The organism is Eubacterium limosum, from assembly GCF_000807675.2.
Lineage (GTDB): Bacteria > Bacillota > Clostridia > Eubacteriales > Eubacteriaceae > Eubacterium > Eubacterium limosum.
This window is the reverse complement of record NZ_CP019962.1, coordinates 2,286,554-2,310,328: the sequence shown is the minus strand read 5'-3', so window position 1 is coordinate 2,310,328 and position 23,775 is coordinate 2,286,554. Positions and strand designations below refer to the sequence as shown.

Below are 23,775 nucleotides of genomic sequence, written 5' to 3'. Positions count from 1 at the left end.
GTCTCGGACCGCGACACTTTTTTGACAGTCTCAGCCCGCATTCTTGGCGCTGCTAAAATTTCCATGCGCCAATAAAAAAGGACACTGTCCGAAAACAGCGTCCCATACTTTATGTGAAACCAGATTACAGAAAACGTACTTTTGAGCCATCCCTCGGCTTCGCTTCCGGCGCTTCGTCCGGATAGCCCAGGGCCAGGCCAATGATAAACTCGTAGCCCTCAGGCGCGCCGATCTTTTTCATCATGTCCGCACCGTCCTCGCTGGTCATATAATCTAAGATCATACCGATGATACAGGTGCCCACACCCATAGATTCCGCCGCCAGAGCCATGTTTTCAACCACAATGCCGCCGTCCACATAGCGCCATTTATTGGCCGTATCGCCCACAATAAAGGCAAAGGCCGGCGCGTGGTAATAAACCGAATAGTTATCCGCAGACAGATCATAGCGGCTGCCGTGCTCGTTGGCATAGGCCTTAAAGCCAGCGTTCATTTCCATTAGCAGATCCTTGTCCTGGACCATAATAATATCGCAGGACTGCTCGTTCCGCCCGGTCGGGGCCTGAAGGGCTGCCTCCATAATGCTTGCCAGCTCGCTCATTCCGACAGACTCCTGTTTGTATTTCCGGATGCTCCGGCGGTTTAAAATACTGCTCATGGTTGGATTTGAAATCATCTGAATAGTTTCCATCATTACCTCCATCATTTTATAATCACATTGGGCTTATTTTGTTTCACCCTGACACTATTATATCATACCTGTAAAGCGGCGGCGCTTGTCAGGAAAGCACCGCTGCCGCCAGATTGCCGCAGAATGCGTAAAAAACGACCACCACCTCAGCAAAAATTGTCAAAAGTGTTACTGGAATGGCAAGACCTCTTGATTGCAACGCATTTTCCACCCATACCAGGCCCTTTGCCAGAAAATACATGAGCGGTATGAGCGCGGTGATCACATAGCGCCCCTGGGGCTGGTAATCCGACGAATAAGAATACCATATGCTCAAACCAATGGGCAGCAGAATCGCCAGTATCAGCGTAACTGTCCATAAATGGCCGCGGACGCCCTCTTCTTTTCGCGCTTTTTTAAACCACCAAAGGAGAAAACCAACGCCCCCCACACCAAAAATACCCGTCAGGACAACATAGGCAATCTTCGACATGGGAATACTCATAAAACCAAAGTTCCCCAAAAAGCTGATATAGGTCACAAAAATCCAGGGCGGGCTTACCTTATCCATATTTTGATAGGAGGTAAACAGCATCTGCAGAATCGAATAGCCTGAGCTCATGGGCGTCACATGCTGCGAGGGCTTATAAGCTGGCTGGGCCAGCTGTTCTGCCAGCGCGGCGCTTGTCCGCATGCCGAAAAAATCGCCGTCGTGCAGCAGGGCGCTTCTCACAAACCACCAGCCTGCCAGCACAGCGCAGATCCCGATAATGATCAGGCCCAGGCCCAAAAACTTCCTAATCGGCCATTTTTTACGGTTTATCAGGTAATCTCCTGCATACAAAATCACACTGCACAGGATAAATCCATAGGCATTATAATAGGATAAAAAGCAAAGTGAAAGCCCCACAGCCATCACCACACAGCTTTTTAAATCCCAGTGGCGTTTCATTCCCAGTATCCACGAGTAAAAGATCAGCGCTGTGGAAAACAGCGCCAGGGTGTCATTATTCACATAAGAAGAAATAAAAACAAACTGCGGCAGAAGACAGACCAGCACCGCGAAAAGGTAAACCCCTTTTCCATTAAAGCACTTTCTGCCAATGGCCAGCACCAGCACCACTGTGCCCGTGGCAATGAGCGTATTGGCAAAACGGGCCGCAAGGTAAAGCTGATCCTCAGCCATGCCGAACAGCGCCCCCGCATGCATAAATACCGCGGCGATCTGGTAGGCAAAAATCGGCTGATAGGCGTAAGACTGTCCCCAGAGGGGATTGACAATTTCCGGTTCATTGCCAAAGGGCAGCACCCCGTTCTTAAAAATAAAATGGGCGATGTCGTACCGCATGTCCTCATCCGGCGCATTATTGTAAGGAATCAGCTGCGACCAGGCAAAATAAAAGAAGAAACAGAACAACACAAAGAAAATTTCCCGCTGATAGGTTTTGAAAAAAGCTTTAGTCTGCATCCCGATCCTGTTCCTTTCCGAATACCAGGCTGAACCAGAATGCCAGAAACGCCGCGGCCGCAAGCACAAGGGCACCATTCAGCACAAAATTACCTGTTTTGAACAAAAAAGGCAGCGCAATGTAGAGCAGCAGCAAAACCAATAATACCGTCAATATTTTTTTCATCCATTACCTCCTCGCTTAAAACAACGCAAAAATCATAATCCCCGCAATAATCAGCACATTACCGATGATTTTTCTCCGGCTGAGCTTTTCCTTTAAAATAAGTGTTCCCAGCACCGCCACATAGATATAGCCTGTCGCCTCAAGGACCGGCCCCAGCGAAAGCGGAACTTCTTTATAGGCAAAGGTCGTCAGCAGGGTGGAAGCCAGGAAGATGGTGTAGGCGGTAATGACCATGGGGTTTAAATACTCCCGGATAATACTCGCGTACTTAACCTCCGCGCTTTTTTTCAGAATAATCTGGGAAATGGAGGATATAAACACAGAAACCAGAAACAGGATTGTATAAAAAAGCATATTATTCATCGTCACTCACCACCAGATAAATGCCCGCGATAATGATAACAGACCCGACTACCATGGAAATCCGAAGCGTCTCACCAAAAAAGAGCATGCCCCAGACAATGCCCCAGATGATCACCACCGCTTTGTTCGCAAAGGCCACCGTCAGCGGCATCCGCTTAAGCACCTGCTGCCACAGCAGCGCGTAAACTGCCAATATCACCAGCACCAGGCCATAATAAATGAAAAACTGAAATGATAAAAACGCCTGAGCCGCGGCCGCCTTTGAGCAAACTGAGGAGAAGGAGTAAACCAGCAGGAGGACGTGGAGAAAAACAAAATCCTTAATGCGTATCTTTTCCATTTTTTCCGTCCTCAATATTCAGTGTGTTCCGCACCACATACTGCGGCGCGTTGTTCTGGCTGATATAAATACGGCCGATGTACTCGCCCACAAGCCCCAGCATCACCATAATCATACCGCCCAGAAAAACCGTGGCTGCCATCAGCGACGCCCAGCCGGTAACCTCACTGGGTTCTACAAACTGTCTGATAATGGTCACCACCCCGTAGACAAACCCCACCATCGCGATCAAGAAACCTAAAATCGTGGCGATTCGGAGGGGCTTGACTGAAAAGGCCGTGAAGCCATCCAGCCAGAGTGAAAAAAGCTTGCTGATGGTATAGCCGGACTCCCCAGCCTCGCGCTCCCTGTGAGGAATCTCAACAGCGCTCACTCGCTTGGTAACACGCATGAGCAGCCCGTCAATATAGGGAAAGGGCTTATCATACCGCAGCACCTCATCGATGACAAAGCGTCTGGCGCAAAAATAACTGGTAAAAACCAGATGTCTGGGCTTGCCGATCAGCGCATCTGCCATCATATCATTGACCTTGGAGCCAAAATTCCGAAACGCGCTGTGCTTTTTTTCCGGATATTTGGCGTAGACCACATCGTCGCCCTCGTGCACCCGGTCCACCAGCTTATAAAATTCCCTGGGATCGGTCTGGCCGTCATCGTCCAGATTGATGACCAGGTCGCCGGTCACATAGTGATAACCCGCCATAATGGCTGACGCCTGCCCAAAATTCCGAGCCAGGTTAACGACCCGCACCCTTGGGTTTGTGTCTGCCAGACGCATTAACACCTCATAGGTATTGTCCGGCGAGCAGTCATTGACCAGAACAACCTCATAATCGTAGCCTGGCCGCTGCCTGACAGTCTCATCAATATCCCGCACCACAGCCTCTATGGTATCCTCTGAACGGTAGCAGGGAATGACAAAGGATATTTTTTCGCTAATCGACATCCGCCCCCATCCTTTCCTTTTCAAAAATATAAAAGCCGTAGCGGCTGGAGCTGTCTGTAACCGGATGATCATCCAGCTTTTCAGGCAGAGAGGTACACACGATCCGATCCTCTGCCGCCTCTTTCATAGCCTCGTAGCCTGCCAGATCCTCCGGCCCGAAAATAAAACGGATTTCGACCGGGGAGGGCTCGTGGATAATTGAAAAATCCGGCACCTTCCCGCAGGCAATATCAATGACCATGCCCACAAAGTCATAGCCGGTTGACAATGGCACCAGATGTGAGCCAATACAGTCTCCTCCCATTCGTCCGCCAATCTCCACAATGCGGATAACTCCGTTTTTCTGGATAATGATTTCTGAATGGGACGCGCCGAATCTTATTTGAAGGGTGTCCAGAGCTTTCTTGACAATGGTGATGATCTGGTTGCGCAGGGCGGGTGTAACCTCAGCTGGCTGTAAATGGCCCTTTTCGATAAAATTAGGCGCGCCAGTGGTTCTTTTCTCCGTCAGCGCAAGAAAAACATGCATCCCCTCATAGGAGATACACTCCACGCTGTACTCCCTGCCCTCCACAAATTCCTCAATCATCACCTTTTTTTCAAAGGAATCCTCAAGGGCTTTATGAATGGCGCCTTCCAGTCCATCCGGGCCTTCAATCTTTGTAACCCCCCGGCTTCCGGAGCGGTCCGTGGGTTTTACAATCAGCGGATACTTAAGCGCCACATCCTGCGGGCGGGTGGCCGCATCCCCCTCCATAAATCCGGGGATCGGATCATCCGCAGCCTTAAAGGCGCAGCGCATGGCATATTTATTAGTGCTGAGCTCAGCGGATGCCATGGAATTCCCCCGGAGCCCCAGCGCTTCAGCCACATAGCTGACCGTCAGGGACGCCAGGTCTGAGCCGATGGAGCAGATCCCCGCAACCCCCTCCGATCTGCAGATTTCCAGAATCTTTTCCTTATCAACAATGCTGACAGGGTGAAAGACATCAGCTGTTTCTTCTCCGATGTCCCCTGCCTCCCAGGCAAAGACGTGGGTCTCATAGCCCTTTTCCTTTGCCCTCAGAATCAGCGGATTCTGAAACTCGCTGGCTCCGATTATTGCAATTTTCTCCTTCATCGATCCATTCTCCTTCACGTTCACACCCGATAAAAGTCTTCGATGGCACTGACCACCCGGTTCTGGTCTTCCCTTGCCAGTCCATAATACATTGGCAGCCGCATAATCCGTTCACTTTCCCTGGTCGTATAGCGGTCCTCGCCGCTGAAACGGCCAACCTTCAGCCCTTCAGGCGCGGTGTGCAGCGGAATATAATGAAAGATCGCCTGGACGCCGGCTTCCTTCATATGGGCCATAAGCGCGGTTCTCTCCTCAAGATCCCGGGCTTTGATATAAAACATGTGGGCGTTGTGCGTGCACTCCTCTGGAATAAAGGGCAGCTCAATCTGCTCTCTCCTGGCAAGGGGCAGGAGCGCGTCATGGTAATAATCCCAGCTGGCCAGCCGATCATTGTTGATTTCATCCGCGTGCTCCAGCTGTGCCCACAGATAGGCGGCGTTCATATCGCTCGGAAGATAGGATGAACCGTGGTTCACCCAGGTGTATTTGTCGATCTCACCCCGGAAAAAACGGCTTCGGTTGGTCCCCTTTTCCCGGATGATTTCAGCCTCTTCCTTATATTTCAGATCATTGATCACAATGGCGCCGCCCTCGCCCATGCTGTAGTTTTTGGTTTCATGAAAGCTGAAGCATCCAAAATCACCGAGGGTGCCGAGGGCTTTTCCTTTATAAAAGGCCATCACTCCCTGGGCAGCGTCCTCTACCACCTTAAGGCCATGGGCAGCTGCGATGCCGTTTATGGTGTCCATCTCGCAGGAAACACCGGCATAATGCACCGGGACAATGGCGCGGGTTTTTGGGGTGATCGCAGCTTCAATCTGTTTTTCATCAATATTCAGGGTATCCGGCCGGATATCCACAAAAACAATGCGTGCCCCCCGCAGAACAAAAGCATCGGCGGTGGACACAAAGGTATAGGCAGGCATGATGATCTCGTCGCCCGGCTGTATCTGCAAGAGCAGTGCTGCCATCTCAAGGGCGTGGGTACAGGAGGTTGTCAGCAGTACCTCCGGCGCATTACAGCTTTTTTCCAGCCAGGCTTTGCATCTGGCCGTAAAGGCACCGTCACCGCTGATCTGCTTATTGTCGATTGCCTCCTTAATATATTTGAACTCATCCCCCATAAAGGGCGGTTTATTAAATGTAATCATATTGTCGCCTCGTTCGTTTATTTCTCACGCTACCTATTATACGTCATATAAAAAGGCGGGTCAAATTCAACACAAAAAAAGATCCAAAATTCAGATCTTTTTAATTATTTCCTTAAACTATGCCGTCACTGTTTCATCATAGGCGTTAAGCGCCACCTCTAAAGCCTCCAGAACTGCAAGCCCTACTGCCGGCAGCCCCACCAGCACAGCGTCCCTGACTTCGTCTCTGCTTGCCCCCACCTGCTTTGCCATCATCACATGAAAAGCCAGGCCGCCTGTCATTTGCGCGGCCGCCAATGCGGAGATATAAGCCAGAGCATGGGTTTTTTTATCCAACGCGCTGCTTTGGGCCATTGTCTGAACGAGCTGTGAATAGGCTTTGCCTACCTCGCCTGATTCTTCCATAAACATCTGAAATCCTGTGGTTACCTTCATTAATATCACTCCTTTTTAGTATTAAGATCATTTTACGCTGGCTTTCTTTAGTTTATCCCGCACCTTTTAAAAGCACGCCTTCCCTTTTGGGCTACTCCCAGAACGCAAAATGTGCTAAAATAAAAATAAAAAAGGAAAAAAGCTGTGTTTGAAATCTGTAATCTGAAATTCAAAAATATTCTGGACATTGAGGCTCTAACCATTGACCGTCCCATCACCTGTATCATCGGCTCCTCGGGCAGCGGAAAAACTACACTGCTCAAGCATTTAAACAAGCTGTATACCCCCGACAGCGGCGCCATTGCCTACAACGGCAGCGATCTCGCTGATATCCCGGCTGTGTCTTTGCGCCGCGAGGTGGTCATGCTCGGGCAGACTCCGGTAATTTACAGCGGCGACCTGGAAGAAAATTTACAGATCGGCCTCCGTTTTTCTGAGAAGCTGCCCGCGTCCAGAGACCGCCTGCTAAACGCCCTCGAGCAGGTGAAGCTGGATAAGCCGCTGGATGATCCCTGTCTCAGCCTTTCGGGCGGTGAAAAGCAGCGCCTCTGCCTGGCCCGCGTCATGCTCATGGATGCAGAAGTTTATCTGCTTGACGAGCCCTCAGCAGCGCTGGATAAGGAAACGGAACATTTTATCATCACTAATCTGGCCGATTTTGTGACGCGCGAAAAGAAAGCGCTCATCATGGTCACCCACTCCGAGGAGGTCTCCGGCCTTTATCCCGAGGGGACCATCCGCATCGAAAACGGACGGACAGGAGGCTACGCCCATGAATAACAGCACGGTTATGGATCTTTCCATTTTTAATCTCGCCATCGCCTACATCTTTGTGCTCTTGCTGCTGGTCATCTTTAAGGCAAGGGGCATCAAACGTGAAAAGATGATCCTCATCGCCACCACCCGCATGACCCTTCAGCTCACAGTGATGGGCTATATTTTAATGTATGTTTTTGAAAATCCCAGCTGGTGGCTGACGCTGCTCATGCTCTCCGTCATGGTTGGATTTGCCATCTTTAATGCTTTGAAACGTGTGAAAACACCCATGAACAAAAAGCTCAGGCAGCTCATCGCCGTATCGATGGTGGCTGGCTATGGTGTCACTGCAATTATTTTCATGCTGGCAGTGCTGCATGTTACTCCCTGGTTTAACCCGCAGTACATTATTCCCATATCAGGCATGATTGTCGGCAATGCCATGACAGGTATCGCCCTGGGGGCCAACAAGCTGTGCAGCGCCATACTTGAAAGACATGACCAGATTGAAAGCGCCCTCATGCTGGGCGCCACCCCCAAGGCCGCAACCCGGGATATCGTCAACGACGCCTTTGACAGTGCCATTCTCCCCACCATGAACAATATGCTTACCATGGGCATTGTCTCCCTGCCGGGCATGATGACCGGGCAGATCCTCTCCGGGACCTTTCCCCTGACTGCCATCAAATACCAGATCGGTATCATGCTGGCTATTCTGGGCTGCACAGCCATCACCGTGGTTCTGTTTGTCACTCTGGGCTATAAAACCTTTTTCACGAAAGATGCCCAGTTTATCAGCAGCCAGCAGTAACCGCTCCCTTTAATTTTCTGCCAGCTTACCCGCCGCAGCCAGTCTTTGGCTGCGGCTTTTTACTTTAGGAAAATGAAAACTTTTGAAAACTCCTTGACATTTAAGCATTCTTTGATAGAATTATAAATGCTATTAGTTTTAAGTTAAAGTTATTTTAAATTTCAAATGTAAAACAGAGAGGAATTATCCATGTCCATAAAAATTATTACCGACTCAACTTCTGATATCTCACAGGAGGAGGCTAAAAAGCTGGACGTCTCCATCGTCCCGCTTAAGGTTATCGTAGGCGATAACCAATACGATGAAGGGGTGGATATCAGCATTGAGGAATTTTACCCGATCCTTGAGAGCTCAAAAACCCTGCCGACCACCTCACAGCCAACACCCACACAGTTTCTCCCCTATTTTGAGGAAGCTAAAAAGGCCGGCGACGATGTCATTGTCTTGCTGCTGTCCAGCAAAATCAGCGGAACGGTTCAGAGCGCAACTCTGGCCAAAAACATGGCCGAATACGACCGCATTCACATCATCGACACCTTAAACGCCAGCATGGGCCTGCGCCTGCTGGTTGAATATGCCGTAAACATGCGGGCTGATGGTAAAACAGCTGATGAGATCGTTTCTGTCCTTGACGAAGCCCGCCACCGCCTGGTGCTGCTGGCCATGGTCGACACGCTGGAATACCTGCAAAAGGGCGGCCGCCTTGGCAAAGGCGCGGCCACCATGGGCTCCCTGCTGCGGATCAAGCCCATCGTTACCCTGAACCAGGGCAGTCTTGAAATGCTGGCAAAGGCCCGCGGCTTAAAAAACGGCAATAAGATCCTTTCTGAGCAGATCGCCAAGGCCCAGGGTCTGGACCCCAATGTGCCTGTCTATCTTGGTTATACCCGGGACAAGGAGCAGGTTATGGACTTTAAAGCCCAGGCCGTCCGCGACCACCATCTGGACAAAATTGAAATGCACCCGGTAGGCTGTGTCATCGGAACGCACACCGGCCCCGGGGCGGTCATCCTTGTCTTTTTAAAGGCGAAATAAGCTTATAAAACAAAAATACACAGCCGAATTTTTTGATTTGGCTGTGTATTTTTTATTATCTAACTGGCTAAAATCGGTCTTAAAAGCAATCCGAACTGTTCCTCAATCCGAGGACCCGGAAAGTTTAGCAGGGGTAATGACAGCTGCATGCTGTTGATAAAAAGAGCCAGATGCCTGGCAAAGGCCGCAGTGTCAGGCAAAACAAACTCACCCTTTCGAACGCCATACTCCAAAATTTCCCGCAGCATTTCGGAAATGCCGTCAAACTGCCACTGAAAGATCACCCGGTCGTCGGGGTTTTCAAGAAAGAACTCATAGGCAGCATTGGATAAGGTGGTTCTCTCCTGCTCAAAGGCACACTTCTGCCGCTTCATATAGGAAAAAAGAATGTCTCTGGCAGACATTTCCTCCCAAATCGCCACCTCTACACGCTCCAGCTCCTCTTTGGCGTCACGCTGGAACAACGCCAGAAAAATATCCCGGGTCGATCCGTAATAGCGGTACAGTCCGCCCCGGCTGATATCGCAGGCCTCCACAATGTCCTTCATGGTAACGGCGGCAAAACCCTTCTGGATAAAAACATCCCGCGCCTTGTCTAAAATATAATTCCGCTTCATATCGGCCTTCAGTGTACTCATAAAACCTCCAAAACGACATACGTGTCGCTTTTAATTATAAGTTTTATCGCTGCGTTCGTCAAGTAAAGCAAGAGTAGTTTTTTGTCAGATTTCAGCAAAAGCTTTTTACCTGTTTAAATCCGGCAAATCCCTTTTTGGCTTAGGTAATAACCTGTTCTACCGGAACCCCCATTCTGCGGCAATAGTCCGCTGTAACGTCGTATTGTATGCGGATAACCTCATACAGGTTTTTTTCCAGATCTTCCTCATTTCCCTCAAGGTAAGCGTTGAGGGCCCTTTCATAGTTTTCCATAATAACACTGACCCGACTGCTGTAATCATAGTTCGCGGTCTGTCTGTAATGGCTGCCCTTAATCATGATGTTTTCAAGCTGCATGTAAATATGCCGCAGCGTCGGTGATTCCATCTGCAGAGCCATTTCATTAAACAGAGGAATCGGCGAATGATAGGTCACTGTTTTCAGCCGGCTTCCCTGCTGCTCCGTTTTCTTATTTTTCCGTTTTCCCTTCATCGCCTCACGGACAAAGGTTTTATGGGTAAGCATCATCGCAGCCCGTGCATCCAGCAGGTTTTTCAGGTCGTTTTGCATCTGCTGGACCGGTATTTTTTCCTGCTCTATCCGGATAGCCTCACGCTTAATGACAACTGCCTTTTTCCCCTGGGAACGCTCGATCATGCCAGTCTCCTCCAGTCCGCTGAGCGCATTTCTGGCCGTTTTGACTGAAACCTGGAATTCTTCCCGGATCCTATTAAGGGATGGGATGGAATCACCTATCTGGTACTCTCCAATTTCAATGCGTTTCAGGATAACATTAATGATGGAATCCGTCAGATTATGACGTTCACTGCTGATAAACCAGTAAAATGGGACCTGTTCTTTTGCGCCCAGTTTGTCATTGTACCTTTCAGAATACGCCACAAACTCGCTATCTCCAAACACTGCACCCAGCCCCTGCTGCAGCTTATCCAGGCTGACTTCCTCCATTCCCTGAAAAAAGACCTGCAGATAAGGCAGCGACCATTCTTTAAAATCCATCATCATTTTCTCTTCAAAAATAATGGAAAACAAGCCGGTAAACTGGACCATCTGCTGGTAAAGCTCCTTGACAAGCGGATTTTTCAATGTTTCCAGAAGCTCTATCCAAAAGCGGCTGAAGCAAACGACGATGTTTCTTCCGCGGGCTTCCTGATAATCTGCGTAAAGCTGTTTAAAACGGGCAATGTCCTCAGGGCCACAGTTCAAGGCCGCATGAATCATAATATCCGAAAAAAACAGCGATGTGGCCCGCATCACATCCACGATGGAGCCGACACGTTTAGACATAAAATTCCAGTAAAACTGCGAGTTTTCATCATGCTGCATATCAAAGATGACAACCGTTCCCTTTCCCTGAGAGGTGCTCACCAAACTGTTGAGTGCCAGCATCTGGATCGCTGTGCGGATGGTAATCTCTGCGACATTATATTCTTCGGCCAGCTGCTTTCTGGACGGCAGAACATCGCCTTTTTTTAGTATTCCCGTCATGATTCTAAGCAGCAGGTTTTCATAAACATAGGTTGCCAAATTCTGGGTGGCTAATTCACTCATACTCTGTCCTCCGGTTCCAGATTACACACATTTAACAGCCTTGATTATACCATAATCGTTCTAAAAAACCTACAATATTAAAAATATTATTTATAAAGCATTTTTTCAGCAATAAAAAAACTCCCACAAAGCAGAACACACAGCTACGATACCCCCGTTTATTTGTGCTTTTCCTGTTTTGTTGGAGTTAAAAACACAAGCTTTGCTTATGTTTTTGGCAAATAGTTTGTCAGCATCTCTGCGGGCATGGGCTTCGCATAATAAAACCCCTGAACCCGGTCACACTGGTATTTTTTTAACAAAGTTTCCTCTTCCCGGCATTCAATGCCCTCCACATGTGTTTTAATTCCAAGTTTTTTAACCATCCGCAGCATCGAATCCAGCAGATTCTGGGCGCGCTCATTCTCTGTACAGCCATTCAAAAACGATTTGTCAAATTTAATCACATCGAAGCAGGCTTCCCTGAGCAGGCTTATGGAGGTGTTCTCTTTACCGAAATCGTCCAAAGCCAGTGAAAATCCGGCTTTTTTCAGTGTGCCCAGTCCTTTCCTGAGCGTCTCATTTTCTGAGAGCTCAAAGGTCTCGGTCAGTTCAATTTCAATGTATTCTGGTGGCACCCCATTGGTCTTGCAAATCTCAAGCAATCTGTCTGCCAATCCCGGTTCCCCGATGTGGCGTCTTGAAATATTTACCGCAATGGGTACTGGTTCCAGAGCCTGCTTTTTCCAGCCGCTTAGCACCTGACAGGCTTGCTCCATCATATAGAAGTCCAGTTTTCTGATAAAACCGTTTTTCTCAAACAAAGGAATAAACTGATCTGGACAGCTAATTGGCCCTGCCTCTGGATTGATCCAGCGGACCAGGGCTTCAGCACCGGAAAGGCGTCCTGTTGCCAGTTCAAACTGCGGCTGAAGATATATTTTAAATTCTTTATTCTCAATGCCGAACTGCATCCGTTTTTCAATCTTTCGAATCTCATGAAGATTTTTCCGCATGGCGTTATCATAAACCGCAAAACCATCGCCCACAGGCAGTTCAGCGCTTTCCAGCGCATAATTTACCCGTATGAGCCATTCGTCACCGCTTTCCACATCTTCATTGTATTCACAAAGCCCAAGGCTCACCACTAACGAATAGGGATAACTAATGCAACGTACAAATTCTGCTTCAATCTGCTGTCTTATGGCTTCCAGCCTTTCCTTTATGGTATTCACCGGTCCCAGCAGCAGCAGATAAAAACGATCCTTAAAAAAGCGAGAAATACTCTCGCCACTGCCCAGGAATTTTAGCGACTGGTCGATAATGATTGACAGCAGACGGCTGCCATTGCTCATACCCCAGATTTCATTTACCGATTTAAAATTCTGAATATCCATGGCGGCTAAAACCGCTTCTGTTCTTTTTTCTTTCAGGATTTTCTCCAGCTGCCGGATAAAAAGCTCCTGTTTTTGCTCCTGTCCCGGCAGATAGTCTGTCTTATATATTTGAGCAGTCATTTTTTGCTCCTTCATAAAAGCCAGCATTTGCTGATATCAAGAGAGAGACAGCATGAGTGCTGTCTCAAAGAAGAGTAAATGGAGGAAATTGGCGCGCTCCTCCACCCGTCGCACAGGGCAGCCCCTGCGCAAGAAATGTAAATGTCTATTCAATCAGAGAGGGAGTCTCTTAAGAATAGCTGAGTTTTTGCCCGGATTGTAGCATCTGCTTTAAAGCAGCTTCATCTTTTATCCTTATAATCCAAGCAGCTATATTATACAGGATTTTCTTTTACAGTGCAATCTTAAAATAAAAAAATCATATCACCATTTACAATGTGATATGATTCTTTATGCTAAATATTATAACCATCAGTTTTGTTTTAAACTATGTTTAGGAATATCCAATTATAATTACTCCTATTTTAAAAATATGTCTGATATTCAACCGAAGGCTTATTCCTTAATACAAAGACGAAAAAGGGTTCTGTCACCGGAAAAATTATACTTAAAATCAGGAAAACCAACGCCTGGTTGGACGTGCCATAGAGGCGGTAAAGCCGGTAGTGTGCTGCAAAAGCATAGATCGTATAGGCAACCCCGTAAAGGTAGCCTATAATCGGAATAAAGGCGACTGCCGGTACCAAAATAAAACCGATGGGCAGCAGAACATGTGCATTGGAAATTTTAGCACTGCCAAAATAAACGCGTCGGTCTATAAGCATCCCCAGCAGGTAAAGCTGCGCGATAGGTATCCAGGCGGTCCAGGCGTGGGGCAGACCCCGGTTTTTTGCCATTCGGTAATAAGCATATGCTAAAAGCAGGTATAGCGCAATACCGATCAGGGCAGAGATAATAGCCACGACGCCGGCAGCTGCGCCAAAAAGGGCAGTCATAAAAGTATTCAAAGTGTTACTGGTGCTATAATAATCAAGTGATTCCATTTGTTGAACCTCCAATGTAAGACATACATACCATATACCCTTATCACTTACTGAAAATCACCCTTAATGCTTTGCCACTCCCCTATAATGCACAAAAAAAGAACAGCTGATGCTGCTCTTGCCTCTTTAAATATTCTGTTCGTATCTTTTCAGACTATGCCTGTTCCTCTCCGTCCATATTCTGGATAAAACGGACACCGTCCTCCAATTGGGCAATGGCAATGGCGACATACTCTTCAAAAGCCTTCCCATAACTGGTCAGTACCACATTTCTGCCTTTTTTCCTGAACAGAGGAACGCCGAGCTCTTTCTCCAGTCCCGCAATCGCATAGCTCAAGCTTGGCTGACTGATGTTAAGCTCTTTGGCAGCCTTCGCATAATGTTCCAATCCAGCCAGAGTTTTAAAGTAATATAGATGATTAAGATTCATTTTTTCCGGCCTTTCAATAATTTCTTGAATGTATTGATACAATTATACAAAATTCTAGAGATAATGTCAAAAAAAGATATGAAAATAGAAACTTTTCACAGTGTTTCTTCTTTATTTTCAATAAAAATGCCAGAGAATTTAGCTCTATGCATCTTCTCTGGCTTATTTTGTTATAATCAATCATCCATCGCAAACTTGTTTTCCAGTTTTTCTTTTACAGCCCCAAGGTCATCGTCCGCCTTTTCAATATCCATTTTGGCAACCTTATAATCCCTCTCAGAAAGCTTCTGGTTTTGATAGTCTGCTTCGATCTGGTCCTCATAATTGTCAATTTTTTGATCCAGGGTGTTGATTCTCTGCATCATCTCGTTGAACTGCTGAGTTTTTTCATTCATGTCATTTTCAATGGGCACCACGGCGTCCACTTTCTGCGAGATTTCCGAGGTTTCACGTTTGAATTCATTGATTGTGCTGTCGTTTGAGGCTTCTTCATCCATTTCCTGGGTTCTGCTGTCAGGGTTTGACGCGCTTTCGCCAGAAGGCTGCGTCATGCTGCAGCCTGCCCCCAGAAATAAAAGAGCGGTCAAAAGCAGCACTAAAACAAAGGATTTCCGTTTCATTGCTTCTCTCCTTTTCATTAATACTGCTTTTGATATACCCTGTTTCTTTCTTATTTAAACTAAGTTATTGGCGTCATGCCTCATGATGCCTTCGGATTTCTCCGTGTTTCACACTCCCGAAATCCAAAAAACATTCGAAGTCCGCTCATTTTTCTACGAAAAATGGCTGCTTTCTCATGTTTAACGGATCCCAAAGTCATGTTTTTCACGCAAGCATGAAACACATGCCCTTTTGACCCTTGCATCAAACTAATTGAACATTTTAAAAATATTCAGCATAACGGTATAGCTTTCACCTGAGAGCTCGTTGATTAACGCTGAAACCGACGGGCTTTCATACCTTGACGGATCATAAAAGTTGGCGGCAAACTGAACGAGAATCTTTTCCTCACTGCCCAGCCCTCCGTTCAGAATTTTGGCGAAATCAATGGCTGAATCGTTCATGCAGGGCTCGGTTCTGGCCATCAGCTCAGGGGTTGAACTGAAAATATAAGCGCTGACCAAGTATCCCGGCACCTGGTATACTCTGCCATTGCGGCGAGCCATATCCTTAAATCTTGCTTTGTGAAAACTGTTCAAAAAATATCCATCATTAAAATTCATCTCTGCCTCCAAAAGAAGTGTTTTTTTCATTATAGCACTGCACTGTTCCCATTAACAAGATACATTTTAGTTCATAAAGGACACACAAATGTCTTGAAGTGTGTTATAATATACAGACTGTTAAATGTTTACATGCGGATAGGAGGCATTACACCAATGGGGCAATTATTAATTGCGTGCGAAACCCTGAAGGATGAAATTCAAAAAGTAATGGATTCACATCAGCTGGAAATACCGGTTCACTGGATGGGAAACTCACTTCATGCCGCACCGGACCGCCTGCGAGAGGCCCTGCAGGAAGTTTTAGGCTCTATAACAGATTTCGACCAGGTTTTACTGGGTTACGGAAACTGCGGAAACGGCCTTGTAGGCATTGAGTGCCCTGGTGCTGCCATGGTGATTCCCCGTTTTGGCGACTGTATTGACATGCTCCTGAACGATAACTCAGCCCTGGATGAAATACGAAGCAACACCTATTTCCTCACAAAAGGCTGGCTTCGGGGAGAGTGTCCTGTGACAAAAGACCTGAACTACCAGCTTAAACGCTACGGAAAAGAGCAGTCAAAAAAAATCATGCGGGTGCTCTTCAAAAACTACACCTACATGATGATGATCCGAACAGGCTCCTACGATATGTCTGAGGTACAGGAGGAGCTTGACGCGTTTTCATCCCTTACAGAGCTTGAGCTCATCGAGGGTGAAGGCAGCCTGACCATTCTGGAACAGCTGCTGACAGGACACTGGACACAAAATTTCTGCATTATCCCGCCCGGGCAGCAGACCACCCTGGAGGATTTCAAGGCACTGAATCTATAAAAACCTCCGGTGTCGGCAGCGGATACCGGACCGGAGGCCTGCGAACCCTCAGGAAACGACCGGTAAAATCTACCGGTCGTTTCCTGCTTATTCTACTGTGATCACTTCTACTGGGCAGCCATCAGCGGCTTCCCGAACATTGTCTTCCAGATTTTCCGGAACTTCTTCCATAATGACTTCGGCTACGCCGGAATCGCCCATTTCAAAAACCTCTGGACAAACCTGTGTACATAATTCGCAGCCAATGCAGCCGCTTTCATCAATACTTACATTCATGATATTCAATCCTTTCTGAATCAATTCAACTGACAATTAATAATTACCCTTTTAAGGCGCCGTCAAACTGGCTCTTCAGAAAATTTCATGACCGCTGAAAATCAATGCTGTTTAATATAAGCCTTTTCGATTTCTCCCACATACAGGGTGTGGTAGTCTTTATCGGCATACCATTTTTCATCGAGCTCCGGCCCATTGGTAAATCCCTCTGGCCCCATGTCCATGGCGTAAAGCTTTTTGCAGACCAGAGCGAGATTCCCCTCTTTAAAATACGGGGCATCATCCGGCACCAGCGTCAGACCGCTTTTAGCAATTTTATCTTCATCCCGCCCGGAGACAGAACCCAGATAGCCCAGTTCCTTTTTATAGTCTTCATCGAAAAAGGTCAGGGAAAAATGCTCTGAGCCATCCACAAATTCTTTTGTAAAACGGCTTTCACGGATGACAATAAAAGCGACATCCTTTCCCCACATTACTCCCAGGCCGCCCCATCCCGCGGTCATTGTATTGGCTTTTCCATCTTTTTCAGCGGTGATCAGCATCCAATCCTTCGCGATGCGCTTAAACGGGTTCAGAGATAAATCTTCAGTTGTTATTTCTTTATAATCAGACATGGTGTATCACTCCTTTGTTAAAATTATTAATCATTATAAACCTTCTGGTTTAAAAAGTATACCCGTATCAAAAAATAAAAACAGCCAGATCAGCAAATGCCGTTCTGGCTGTTTTCGGCTTAATTTAAATTAAGCAACACTAACGTTTTTAGCCTGTAAGCCTCTTGGACCTTCTTCTGTATCAAAGGTAACTTCCTGACCTTCATTTAAAGTTTTGAAGCCATCGCCTGTAATAGCGGAGAAATGTACGAATACATCATCGCCTTCTTCTCTAGAGATAAATCCAAAACCTTTTTCGCTGTTAAACCATTTTACTGTACCTTTATTCATTTTACGGTACCTCCTAAATTAAAACTTCATTCCAGGAACATATAAATAAAAAAACACATATTTTTGTAAATCATTTCGAAAAGTAAAACCAAAATGACTTGCAAAAATATGTGAAATCAATTGATACTTCCTTGAATACAAGACTTATTATATCCTCTTTTACGCATTCTGTCAATCCCCCAAAGAAAAACTTTTTCTTTTAAGACTTTTTAAATAAAAGCTGCTGTCTGAAAAGTACCAGACAGCGGCTTTCCATATCAGGTATACTGCACCACCGAACGCGTTCCGGCGATGGCGGTCTCAAGCAGAGCGCGTGCCTCTGCCAGATCCTCCTTAACACCCGGAAAGGAAAGATGCGCGAAAGCATCCCCCCTGAGCAGAAACTGGTAACAGCCGTACTCTGCCGCCTGAAGCCATTTCAGGGCGCACAAAACATCCTTTTCCATACCTTCGCCTTTTAAGGCACAGTGCCCAAGGCGAGCCGCGATATTTGGATATTCAGGACAATCCTCGTCGATTAAGCTGATGGCCTTCCGGTACCAGTACACAGCTTTTTTAAAATCCTGGCCCACATATCTGCCGTGATAGTACATATCGCCGATTTTATACATACCGCAGTGGTTACCAAGGGCCGCGGCGCGCCCGAAATAAGTCCAGGCCTTCTGGTCATCCACCTCCACCTCACGCCCGTAATAGTAACAGTAGCCCAGGTTGTTAATCCCCCAGACATCACCGGCGGCGGCAGCTCTTTCATACCATTGCCGTGCTTTGGTATAGTCCTGTTTTATATTAACACCCTCATAGTACATAGCGCCGATTACTGCCATGGCATGCCCGTTTCCCTGCTCTGCCAGTGTGTGATACCATGACCAGATACGGTCAAAGGTCTCTTTACTCAGCTTTTGCTTATTGGTTTTATAAAAATAGTAATCTGCTGCCTGCTCCATGGCCTCCGCATCACCAGCCTCGGCCAGTCCCATCAGCAGTTCGGTTTCCTGCTCCATTTATACCTCACTTTCAATATAACCCAGAGGTGTGCCCACCCCGGCTTTTTGTCCTTCCGCCACACAGATCTCACTGAGAATGCCGCCGGCCGGCGCAGTCACAGCAATGCTCTGCTTTTCAATCTCGCTCTCTGCCACCAGCTCACCCTGAGCCACGGGCGCGCCGATTTCTTTCTGCCAGTAGATCACAGCTTTTTTATACGTCATGAGTACTGGTTCTTTCTTACATTCACAGGCATTCTCATCCTTAACGACAGGCGCTGCCCGATGGTCGATTAATATCGGAATCTTCATCTCCATACCTCACGCCCTGAAAAAGGGACAGGCGTCCCCTTTGCAGTCCTCATTCATGGCACTGAAGGTGCACTCCATTTCTTCTGGGGCCTCGAGCCTTATGTCTAATGCTTCCTTTAAAAAGGGCACCGCATACTGTAACGCCAGAAAGCAATTGCGCTTGCAGCAGCGTGGACCATCTATTTCCGCAATCTTCATCAGGCTGCCGGCTGTAATCCGGTTGGTCATGGCCCAGGTTTCCTCCGAATGCGGTGTGGTACCTGTCAAAATGCTCATAAAAATCCCCAGCCCCACAGCTGCGCCACAGTCGCCGTACAGTCCGCAAAAGCCCTTGAGAACATTGAGCGCCCGGCTCTTCGCTTCTTCCAGGGCGGCCCTTAAAGCCTCCTCCGCTTCACTCCGAAGCCGGTACACTGCTGTCAGCATCACTGCTGGCACCAGATAGTGGTGATAAGGATAATGCATGGGAAATTCCGGATGTTTCATAATCTGGACGGCCAGCTCGGCCGGCACAATGGGCTTGTCCATCCTAAAAACGCCGAGACATTCCTCCGTAATATAGGCATAGCCATCAAAACATGTTTCCATTTCTTCACTCCTCATTATTAGACTAAATCCAATGTTGTTTCTATTATAATAAGTCTCTCAGAGTGCGTCAAGGAGACTTTTAATAAAGTCTTAAAAACGACCTGGATATACCAGTAAAATTTCATAAAATAAAATAAAATTTTGGATATTGTGTTGATTATACCTCAATAAGGGTATAGAGTATACATAGAAAAAACATTACAAGCAAAGGAGATGCTAATGATGAGTAATGAAAAAGAACGTAACGATGAAATTATGTTTGGTGCGGATGTAAAGGATGATCCGGCAAGAACCGGTGAAAAAACCAAAGAACAGGAACGCGATGACGAGGTATTCTTCGGTGCTAAGGTAAATGAAAAGGAAGATAAGCCACTTTCCAGCGAAGAACAGGAACACGCAGACGAAGTTCAATTTGGCGCAAAAGTGAAAAAATAAACATAAAAAACTCCTGAAGTGCAAAGCTTCAGGAGTTTTTTATATCCATTTTTCCCTACAGCCTCTTGCCAGACTGCAAAGAATATCAAAAGAGGGGTTGAAGTCCTTTCTATGCTTCTTCCGGGTCTGTGTTAAGCCCCATGGGGTTTAACGCCTCTGCCCTGTTAAAATACGCTCTGGTTTCCGCGACCACCACACCGCTGAGGGCAATGATGGCGATCAGATTCGGCAGCGCCATCAAAGCGTTAAAGATATCCGCAATGGTCCACACCGCTGAAACCGTCATAAACGGGCCGATAAAAACAGCCAGAATATATAGCCAGCGATAGGTTGTCACCGCTGCGCTTCTTCCATTGGCCAGATATTCCAGGCAGCGTTCGCCGTAATAATTCCACCCCAGAATCGTGGTAAAGGCAAAGAACACCAGACAGGCCATCAACAGAAAGGAGCTAACCTGCGGAGCAAAGGGCAGGCCTGTTTGAAAAGCATGGGTCGTAACCGCCACTCCCTCAAGGCCGATGTCCCAGGCACCGGTGATGACAATGCTGAGTCCTGTCATGGTACAGATAATAATTGTATCAATAAAGGTTCCTGTCATGGAGACCAACCCCTGACGGGCAGGCTCTTTGGTCTGAGCGGCAGCCGCCGCAATGGGGGCGCTCCCCAAACCCGCTTCGTTCGAGAATATACCTCGGGCAATCCCCTTCTGCATGGCCACAATAATGGCCCCGATAGCCCCGCCGGTTACCGCGCGCATGCCAAAGGCACTCTGAATAATTTCGAGCAGTGCGGCCGGAATCGCTTGAAAGTTCATGATCAGAATCAAAAGACAGCACAGAAAATAGGCAATCGCCATAAAAGGTACAATAATTTCAGAAACCCGCGCAATACGTTTGATACCGCCAATAACCACCAGCCCCACACAAAGCGTTAAAATCAAACCGCTGATCACAACGGTCCAGGAGTAATCCGAACCAAAAAGGCTGACCGTCCAAGCATTGCCAGGATCAAAAAAACCATTGACCGCAGAGGCAATCCCATTGACCTGCGTAAAGGTCCCGATGCCTAAAAGGCCGACTCCCGCTCCAAAGAAAGCGAAAATTTTTCCCAGCCAGCGCCATTTTACCCCCATGCCGCGTTCAATGTAATAGAAGGGGCCGCCCAGCACATGGCCGTCCTCCTCGATGACGCGGTACTTAATGGCTAAAACGCCCTCGGCATATTTGGTGGCCATCCCAAAGAAAGCCGCGATCCACATCCAGAACAACGCGCCGGGGCCGCCAGCAACAAGCGCCGTTGCCACACCGACGATGTTGCCTGTTCCGATGGTGGCCGATAAAGCTGTGCACAAAGCGCCAAAGCTGGTGACCTCGCCGGTCCCGCCTTCTTCATTTTTAACCATAAACTTAAGCGCTTTTGGTAAGTGACGAATCTGTAAAATATGCAGACGGCAGGTCAGGTAAATACCGACTGCCAAAATCAAGACAATGAGCGGAATCCCCCAAACCTTATCATCCACCCATACTAGAAAATCAGTGAATTGTTGAAACATTTTTGTTCCTCCTTCTTAATGTCGTTGGAGTTGAACAAAAGCAAAATAACTGCTCTGTCCTTTTGCCTGAGAGATAGCCCTGAAAACAGGGGGTACACCTTCGGCGCTCTTTTAAAGAGACTCTCCAGAGTTTTGTTGCATCTTAAGCCTTTCTTAAGGCAACGTATAAAAGTGTACCACATCTTAAAACAAAAGACAATAGTCTTTTCAACAAAGACAAAAATAAATATGCGCAAAAGTAAAAACAGCAGACCCGGCACACAGGAGGCACCAAAATCTGCTGTTCTCTATTTTTTGAATTTCACGGCAATCTGAGGCCAGACAGGAACGGGTATAAGAACCACCCCCAGCTCCTCCTTTACCCTTGTGGTAAACTGATACGCCAGCACATCCGGGTTGACGCACCGTGCGTTGGCCGCGTAGTGGGTGGTGCTCTCTGCAATATCCTTTATCTTCCTGTATTCGCTGTATTCCAGATTTTCCTCCGTCTCGTACACATATTGCTGTCCCTTAACCCCAACAACCAGAAACGGCTTTTTCTGCTCATCCATTTTTAGTTTTCTCCTGTTCTGGGAAATGGTAACGCCCTGCTGCAATTTTCAGCAGCTCCCTGCCGAGATTTCCCTTTTTAATGGTATTGATATCCAAAATCACGATGCCCATCTCCCTTGCCCGGATATAAAGGCTGTGATTTGTATTCAGACAATTGTCCGCAGTAATAAGAACAGCCTGTGCCATGTCTCCGCCAAAGCGCTCACACAGTGTCTTAATCTCATATAAATCATAGGGCGAACGCTTGGTGATGCTGGTTTTACAGGAAATAAACAGCGCCCGGATCCCCTTCAACAAGACCACATCGATTTCATTCTGCGGATAATTAGCCTTGTTTTCATAGTCCCATCCGATGACAGCACTCATGACCAGATCATCGAAACCGCCGGTTTGGGCGGCGCTCAGATAAGTGCAGAGCTCCAGCCAGACCCCCTGGTTTGTGAGAAGCCGCCGGATGTCCGTATTTTCAAACCGAAAGCGGATACGCCGGCTGTCAATGGCCAGATCGTGGATCGCGCCCGCCTTCTGCAAAGCGTAAAACACATCCAGATTTTTAAACTGCCGCAGCAGCATATTGACCCTGCCATCTCGCTTCTCGCTGACCTCCAGGCAATCATAGCCCCGGTCCTCCTCAGCCGCGTTGCGGCACACATACTGGAACCAGACGCTGACATGGGGCCACTCCTCCAGAAACCGCAGAAAAACCTGGCATATCCGGCCAATACAGGCCTCCTGAGCCGCGTCGCTAAGATCCGGATAATAATGGTCGGTGCGTTCCAGACGCGCGCCATAGGCCAGCAGCAAATCACTGATACCAAGCTTAGGCAGCACCAGCGGCTCACGCCGCTCTCCTTCACTGGTAATCCAGACCAGCTCCTGGCTGTCCACATCCTTATACAGCTGCGGAACACCGCGCAGCGCACAGAAATGCCCTACCAGGGCCAGGAGCAGATCCGGGCCTCCGGAAATTTCAAAAACACAGTCCGCATGTTCCCAGGTAATCTGCTCAAGCATTCGCACCACCCGGTTGCCGTCCTTTAAATCCGTCTCCATAAAACGCAGCTCTGCCTCAATGCCCTTTTGCCTAAGCAGACGCTCAACAAGGCTCTGGACCCGGTCGGTAAGACTGCCCTTCAGGCCGATAAATATCAGGACTTCCGGCTTAAAGATCAGCGCTGTCAGAATATTTTTGACCGGATGAGCCGGATCATAAAGCTCAATTAAGGTCTTCATAGGCTTTTTTGTAAGCCGCCAGCGTCCGCTCGTCAAACAGAACAAACAGGACGCGGTCAAAGCTGTCCGCATGGGCATCCCAAAAATCCTGGACGGTCTTCAGTGCAATGGCGGCCGCCTGGTCCACCGGATAGCGGTATACCCCGGTTGAAACCGATGGAAAGGCCACCGAACGTGCGCCGGCTTCCTGAGTCCGCATCATGGCGTTCTCATAACAATCCCTTAATAGCGCTGCCTCATGCTGCCCGCCGCCGTGCCACACCGGCCCGACCGTATGGATAACATATTGACAGGGCAGCCGGTAAGCGGCCGTTGTTTTCGCCCCGCCGGTGGGGCACCCCTTCAGTGTTCGGCACTCTGCCAGAAGCTCCGGCCCCGCCGCACGGTGGATGGCGCCATCCACGCCACCGCCGCCCAGCAGCGAGCTGTTGGCCGCGTTGACAATAGCCTCCACACCGTGATCCTTTGTAATATCGCCCAGTAAAAGTTCAATGTTTCCCATCCTTTTCCTCCTCTGCTTCC

The 23,775-nt window shown here is 47.9% G+C and carries 31 protein-coding genes and 1 riboswitch; of the genes, 5 read left to right on the top strand and 26 right to left on the bottom strand.

The window, feature by feature from the left end:
* Positions 1 to 124 precede the first annotated feature (124 nt).
* The 9 genes from B2M23_RS10795 to B2M23_RS10760 all read right to left on the bottom strand — a co-directional run bounded on the left by B2M23_RS10795 (position 125) and on the right by B2M23_RS10760 (position 6,659).
* Positions 125 to 694: a nitroreductase family protein gene (locus B2M23_RS10795; RefSeq protein WP_158308581.1), complete on the bottom strand. Its 570-nt coding sequence runs from the start codon at positions 692 to 694 to the stop codon at positions 125 to 127.
* Positions 695 to 779: 85 nt separating this feature from the next.
* Positions 780 to 2,138 (bottom strand): ArnT family glycosyltransferase, encoded by a 1,359-nt coding sequence (locus tag B2M23_RS10790; protein WP_038353561.1) that lies wholly within the window; start codon positions 2,136 to 2,138, stop codon positions 780 to 782.
* Complete coding sequence (locus tag B2M23_RS21180) at positions 2,128 to 2,304, bottom strand: hypothetical protein (RefSeq protein WP_167617862.1); 177 nt, start codon at positions 2,302 to 2,304, stop codon at positions 2,128 to 2,130. The genes B2M23_RS10790 and B2M23_RS21180 overlap by 11 nt, the downstream gene beginning before the upstream one ends.
* 15 nt (positions 2,305 to 2,319) lie before the next feature.
* Positions 2,320 to 2,667: an EamA family transporter gene (locus B2M23_RS10785; RefSeq protein ID WP_038353560.1), complete on the bottom strand. Its 348-nt coding sequence runs from the start codon at positions 2,665 to 2,667 to the stop codon at positions 2,320 to 2,322.
* Positions 2,660 to 3,007, bottom strand: coding sequence for a DMT family transporter (locus tag B2M23_RS10780; RefSeq protein ID WP_038353559.1), 348 nt, complete (start codon positions 3,005 to 3,007; stop codon positions 2,660 to 2,662). Before B2M23_RS10780 ends, B2M23_RS10785 begins: the two co-directional genes overlap by 8 nt.
* Entirely contained in the window at positions 2,988 to 3,953 is a 966-nt protein-coding gene (locus tag B2M23_RS10775; protein WP_038353558.1) for a glycosyltransferase family 2 protein, read from the bottom strand. Before B2M23_RS10775 ends, B2M23_RS10780 begins: the two co-directional genes overlap by 20 nt.
* Positions 3,943 to 5,073 carry an ATP-grasp domain-containing protein gene (locus B2M23_RS10770; protein WP_038353557.1) on the bottom strand — a complete coding sequence of 377 codons (1,131 nt, stop codon included), beginning with the start codon at positions 5,071 to 5,073 and terminating at the stop codon, positions 3,943 to 3,945. The genes B2M23_RS10775 and B2M23_RS10770 overlap by 11 nt, the downstream gene beginning before the upstream one ends.
* Before the next feature lie 20 nt (positions 5,074 to 5,093).
* The gene (gene rffA / locus B2M23_RS10765; protein ID WP_038353556.1) at positions 5,094 to 6,224 is read right to left on the bottom strand and encodes a dTDP-4-amino-4,6-dideoxygalactose transaminase; all 1,131 of its coding nucleotides are present in this window, start codon (positions 6,222 to 6,224) and stop codon (positions 5,094 to 5,096) included.
* A 117-nt stretch (positions 6,225 to 6,341) separates the two neighbouring features.
* Positions 6,342 to 6,659, bottom strand: coding sequence for a carboxymuconolactone decarboxylase family protein (locus B2M23_RS10760; protein ID WP_038353555.1), 318 nt, complete (start codon positions 6,657 to 6,659; stop codon positions 6,342 to 6,344).
* 144 nt (positions 6,660 to 6,803) lie between these two features.
* On the opposite strand from B2M23_RS10760, the gene B2M23_RS10755 reads away from it, so the two are divergent.
* The 3 genes from B2M23_RS10755 to B2M23_RS10745 all read left to right on the top strand — a co-directional run bounded on the left by B2M23_RS10755 (position 6,804) and on the right by B2M23_RS10745 (position 9,261).
* Entirely contained in the window at positions 6,804 to 7,439 is a 636-nt protein-coding gene (locus B2M23_RS10755; protein ID WP_038353554.1) for an ABC transporter ATP-binding protein, read from the top strand.
* Positions 7,432 to 8,226, top strand: a complete 795-nt coding sequence (locus B2M23_RS10750) for an ABC transporter permease (RefSeq protein ID WP_038353553.1) — start codon at positions 7,432 to 7,434, stop codon at positions 8,224 to 8,226. The genes B2M23_RS10755 and B2M23_RS10750 overlap by 8 nt, the downstream gene beginning before the upstream one ends.
* 189 nt (positions 8,227 to 8,415) lie before the next feature.
* Positions 8,416 to 9,261, top strand: coding sequence for a DegV family protein (locus B2M23_RS10745; protein WP_038353552.1), 846 nt, complete (start codon positions 8,416 to 8,418; stop codon positions 9,259 to 9,261).
* A gap of 59 nt (positions 9,262 to 9,320) precedes the next feature.
* Here the strand turns inward: B2M23_RS10745 and B2M23_RS10740 are convergent, their stop codons facing one another.
* The 7 genes from B2M23_RS10740 to B2M23_RS10710 form a co-directional block, all read right to left on the bottom strand.
* The gene (locus B2M23_RS10740) at positions 9,321 to 9,899 is read right to left on the bottom strand and encodes a TetR/AcrR family transcriptional regulator (protein WP_038353551.1); all 579 of its coding nucleotides are present in this window, start codon (positions 9,897 to 9,899) and stop codon (positions 9,321 to 9,323) included.
* A 139-nt stretch (positions 9,900 to 10,038) separates the two neighbouring features.
* Positions 10,039 to 11,487 (bottom strand): GntR family transcriptional regulator, encoded by a 1,449-nt coding sequence (locus B2M23_RS10735; RefSeq protein ID WP_038353550.1) that lies wholly within the window; start codon positions 11,485 to 11,487, stop codon positions 10,039 to 10,041.
* Between the two features lie 206 nt (positions 11,488 to 11,693).
* Positions 11,694 to 12,983: a putative bifunctional diguanylate cyclase/phosphodiesterase gene (locus B2M23_RS10730; protein ID WP_038353549.1), complete on the bottom strand. Its 1,290-nt coding sequence runs from the start codon at positions 12,981 to 12,983 to the stop codon at positions 11,694 to 11,696.
* 404 nt (positions 12,984 to 13,387) lie between these two features.
* Positions 13,388 to 13,906 (bottom strand): hypothetical protein, encoded by a 519-nt coding sequence (locus B2M23_RS10725; RefSeq protein WP_038353548.1) that lies wholly within the window; start codon positions 13,904 to 13,906, stop codon positions 13,388 to 13,390.
* A gap of 154 nt (positions 13,907 to 14,060) precedes the next feature.
* Entirely contained in the window at positions 14,061 to 14,336 is a 276-nt protein-coding gene (locus tag B2M23_RS10720; protein WP_038353547.1) for a LysR family transcriptional regulator, read from the bottom strand.
* Positions 14,337 to 14,512: 176 nt separating this feature from the next.
* Complete coding sequence (locus B2M23_RS10715; protein WP_038353546.1) at positions 14,513 to 14,956, bottom strand: hypothetical protein; 444 nt, start codon at positions 14,954 to 14,956, stop codon at positions 14,513 to 14,515.
* A gap of 249 nt (positions 14,957 to 15,205) precedes the next feature.
* Positions 15,206 to 15,559 (bottom strand): hypothetical protein, encoded by a 354-nt coding sequence (locus B2M23_RS10710; protein WP_038353545.1) that lies wholly within the window; start codon positions 15,557 to 15,559, stop codon positions 15,206 to 15,208.
* Between the two features lie 156 nt (positions 15,560 to 15,715).
* On the opposite strand from B2M23_RS10710, the gene B2M23_RS10705 reads away from it, so the two are divergent.
* On the top strand, positions 15,716 to 16,375 hold the full coding sequence (locus B2M23_RS10705) for a DUF1638 domain-containing protein (RefSeq protein WP_038353544.1): 660 nt from the start codon (positions 15,716 to 15,718) through the stop codon (positions 16,373 to 16,375).
* An 87-nt stretch (positions 16,376 to 16,462) separates the two neighbouring features.
* On the opposite strand, the gene B2M23_RS10700 is transcribed toward B2M23_RS10705, so the two are convergent.
* The 6 genes from B2M23_RS10700 to B2M23_RS10675 form a co-directional block, all read right to left on the bottom strand.
* Positions 16,463 to 16,651 carry a ferredoxin gene (locus B2M23_RS10700; protein WP_038353543.1) on the bottom strand — a complete coding sequence of 63 codons (189 nt, stop codon included), beginning with the start codon at positions 16,649 to 16,651 and terminating at the stop codon, positions 16,463 to 16,465.
* 101 nt (positions 16,652 to 16,752) lie between these two features.
* Positions 16,753 to 17,265, bottom strand: coding sequence for a flavin reductase family protein (locus tag B2M23_RS10695; RefSeq protein ID WP_038353542.1), 513 nt, complete (start codon positions 17,263 to 17,265; stop codon positions 16,753 to 16,755).
* 129 nt (positions 17,266 to 17,394) lie between these two features.
* Positions 17,395 to 17,595, bottom strand: a complete 201-nt coding sequence (locus B2M23_RS10690; RefSeq protein ID WP_013379692.1) for a cold-shock protein — start codon at positions 17,593 to 17,595, stop codon at positions 17,395 to 17,397.
* Between the two features lie 257 nt (positions 17,596 to 17,852).
* Positions 17,853 to 18,599, bottom strand: coding sequence for a tetratricopeptide repeat protein (locus B2M23_RS10685; protein ID WP_038353541.1), 747 nt, complete (start codon positions 18,597 to 18,599; stop codon positions 17,853 to 17,855).
* Positions 18,600 to 18,893 carry a lipoyl domain-containing protein gene (locus B2M23_RS10680; RefSeq protein ID WP_038353540.1) on the bottom strand — a complete coding sequence of 98 codons (294 nt, stop codon included), beginning with the start codon at positions 18,891 to 18,893 and terminating at the stop codon, positions 18,600 to 18,602.
* A 9-nt stretch (positions 18,894 to 18,902) separates the two neighbouring features.
* A complete protein-coding gene (locus B2M23_RS10675; protein WP_052237407.1) occupies positions 18,903 to 19,481 on the bottom strand; it encodes a DUF5714 domain-containing protein in 579 nt (192 codons plus the stop codon).
* Between the two features lie 219 nt (positions 19,482 to 19,700).
* On the opposite strand from B2M23_RS10675, the gene B2M23_RS10670 reads away from it, so the two are divergent.
* Positions 19,701 to 19,916 carry a hypothetical protein gene (locus B2M23_RS10670; RefSeq protein ID WP_038353538.1) on the top strand — a complete coding sequence of 72 codons (216 nt, stop codon included), beginning with the start codon at positions 19,701 to 19,703 and terminating at the stop codon, positions 19,914 to 19,916.
* 109 nt (positions 19,917 to 20,025) lie between these two features.
* On the opposite strand, the gene B2M23_RS10665 is transcribed toward B2M23_RS10670, so the two are convergent.
* The 4 genes from B2M23_RS10665 to B2M23_RS10650 all read right to left on the bottom strand — a co-directional run bounded on the left by B2M23_RS10665 (position 20,026) and on the right by B2M23_RS10650 (position 23,755).
* On the bottom strand, positions 20,026 to 21,468 hold the full coding sequence (locus B2M23_RS10665) for an alanine/glycine:cation symporter family protein (RefSeq protein ID WP_038353537.1): 1,443 nt from the start codon (positions 21,466 to 21,468) through the stop codon (positions 20,026 to 20,028).
* Positions 21,469 to 21,512: 44 nt separating this feature from the next.
* Positions 21,513 to 21,606, bottom strand: a riboswitch (glycine riboswitch).
* Positions 21,607 to 21,755: 149 nt separating this feature from the next.
* Entirely contained in the window at positions 21,756 to 22,019 is a 264-nt protein-coding gene (locus B2M23_RS10660; protein WP_038353536.1) for a hypothetical protein, read from the bottom strand.
* Complete coding sequence (locus B2M23_RS10655) at positions 22,012 to 23,253, bottom strand: Card1-like endonuclease domain-containing protein (RefSeq protein WP_038353535.1); 1,242 nt, start codon at positions 23,251 to 23,253, stop codon at positions 22,012 to 22,014. The genes B2M23_RS10660 and B2M23_RS10655 overlap by 8 nt, the downstream gene beginning before the upstream one ends.
* Positions 23,237 to 23,755, bottom strand: coding sequence for an O-acetyl-ADP-ribose deacetylase (locus B2M23_RS10650; RefSeq protein WP_038353534.1), 519 nt, complete (start codon positions 23,753 to 23,755; stop codon positions 23,237 to 23,239). The genes B2M23_RS10655 and B2M23_RS10650 overlap by 17 nt, the downstream gene beginning before the upstream one ends.
* Positions 23,756 to 23,775: the final 20 nt, after the last annotated feature.

Coding starts and splice junctions, on each gene's coding strand:
- B2M23_RS10710 (WP_038353545.1), bottom strand. CDS start 15,559: ATGAATTTTAATGATGGATATTTTTTGAACAGTTTTCACAAAGCAAGA.
- B2M23_RS10675 (WP_052237407.1), bottom strand. CDS start 19,481: ATGGAAACATGTTTTGATGGCTATGCCTATATTACGGAGGAATGTCTC.
- B2M23_RS10735 (WP_038353550.1), bottom strand. CDS start 11,487: ATGAGTGAATTAGCCACCCAGAATTTGGCAACCTATGTTTATGAAAAC.
- B2M23_RS10790 (WP_038353561.1), bottom strand. CDS start 2,138: ATGCAGACTAAAGCTTTTTTCAAAACCTATCAGCGGGAAATTTTCTTT.
- B2M23_RS10650 (WP_038353534.1), bottom strand. CDS start 23,755: ATGGGAAACATTGAACTTTTACTGGGCGATATTACAAAGGATCACGGT.
- B2M23_RS10690 (WP_013379692.1), bottom strand. CDS start 17,595: ATGAATAAAGGTACAGTAAAATGGTTTAACAGCGAAAAAGGTTTTGGA.
- B2M23_RS10725 (WP_038353548.1), bottom strand. CDS start 13,906: ATGGAATCACTTGATTATTATAGCACCAGTAACACTTTGAATACTTTT.
- B2M23_RS10655 (WP_038353535.1), bottom strand. CDS start 23,253: ATGAAGACCTTAATTGAGCTTTATGATCCGGCTCATCCGGTCAAAAAT.
- B2M23_RS10715 (WP_038353546.1), bottom strand. CDS start 14,956: ATGAAACGGAAATCCTTTGTTTTAGTGCTGCTTTTGACCGCTCTTTTA.
- B2M23_RS10730 (WP_038353549.1), bottom strand. CDS start 12,983: ATGACTGCTCAAATATATAAGACAGACTATCTGCCGGGACAGGAGCAA.
- B2M23_RS10775 (WP_038353558.1), bottom strand. CDS start 3,953: ATGTCGATTAGCGAAAAAATATCCTTTGTCATTCCCTGCTACCGTTCA.
- B2M23_RS10785 (WP_038353560.1), bottom strand. CDS start 2,667: ATGAATAATATGCTTTTTTATACAATCCTGTTTCTGGTTTCTGTGTTT.
- B2M23_RS10685 (WP_038353541.1), bottom strand. CDS start 18,599: ATGGAGCAGGAAACCGAACTGCTGATGGGACTGGCCGAGGCTGGTGAT.
- B2M23_RS10700 (WP_038353543.1), bottom strand. CDS start 16,651: ATGAATGTAAGTATTGATGAAAGCGGCTGCATTGGCTGCGAATTATGT.
- B2M23_RS10745 (WP_038353552.1), top strand. CDS start 8,416: ATGTCCATAAAAATTATTACCGACTCAACTTCTGATATCTCACAGGAG.
- rffA (WP_038353556.1), bottom strand. CDS start 6,224: ATGATTACATTTAATAAACCGCCCTTTATGGGGGATGAGTTCAAATAT.
- B2M23_RS10670 (WP_038353538.1), top strand. CDS start 19,701: ATGATGAGTAATGAAAAAGAACGTAACGATGAAATTATGTTTGGTGCG.
- B2M23_RS10695 (WP_038353542.1), bottom strand. CDS start 17,265: ATGTCTGATTATAAAGAAATAACAACTGAAGATTTATCTCTGAACCCG.
- B2M23_RS10665 (WP_038353537.1), bottom strand. CDS start 21,468: ATGTTTCAACAATTCACTGATTTTCTAGTATGGGTGGATGATAAGGTT.
- B2M23_RS10750 (WP_038353553.1), top strand. CDS start 7,432: ATGAATAACAGCACGGTTATGGATCTTTCCATTTTTAATCTCGCCATC.
- B2M23_RS10740 (WP_038353551.1), bottom strand. CDS start 9,899: ATGAGTACACTGAAGGCCGATATGAAGCGGAATTATATTTTAGACAAG.
- B2M23_RS10770 (WP_038353557.1), bottom strand. CDS start 5,073: ATGAAGGAGAAAATTGCAATAATCGGAGCCAGCGAGTTTCAGAATCCG.
- B2M23_RS10720 (WP_038353547.1), bottom strand. CDS start 14,336: ATGAATCTTAATCATCTATATTACTTTAAAACTCTGGCTGGATTGGAA.
- B2M23_RS10780 (WP_038353559.1), bottom strand. CDS start 3,007: ATGGAAAAGATACGCATTAAGGATTTTGTTTTTCTCCACGTCCTCCTG.
- B2M23_RS10760 (WP_038353555.1), bottom strand. CDS start 6,659: ATGAAGGTAACCACAGGATTTCAGATGTTTATGGAAGAATCAGGCGAG.
- B2M23_RS10795 (WP_158308581.1), bottom strand. CDS start 694: ATGATGGAAACTATTCAGATGATTTCAAATCCAACCATGAGCAGTATT.
- B2M23_RS21180 (WP_167617862.1), bottom strand. CDS start 2,304: ATGAAAAAAATATTGACGGTATTATTGGTTTTGCTGCTGCTCTACATT.
- B2M23_RS10680 (WP_038353540.1), bottom strand. CDS start 18,893: ATGAAGATTCCGATATTAATCGACCATCGGGCAGCGCCTGTCGTTAAG.
- B2M23_RS10705 (WP_038353544.1), top strand. CDS start 15,716: ATGGGGCAATTATTAATTGCGTGCGAAACCCTGAAGGATGAAATTCAA.
- B2M23_RS10660 (WP_038353536.1), bottom strand. CDS start 22,019: ATGGATGAGCAGAAAAAGCCGTTTCTGGTTGTTGGGGTTAAGGGACAG.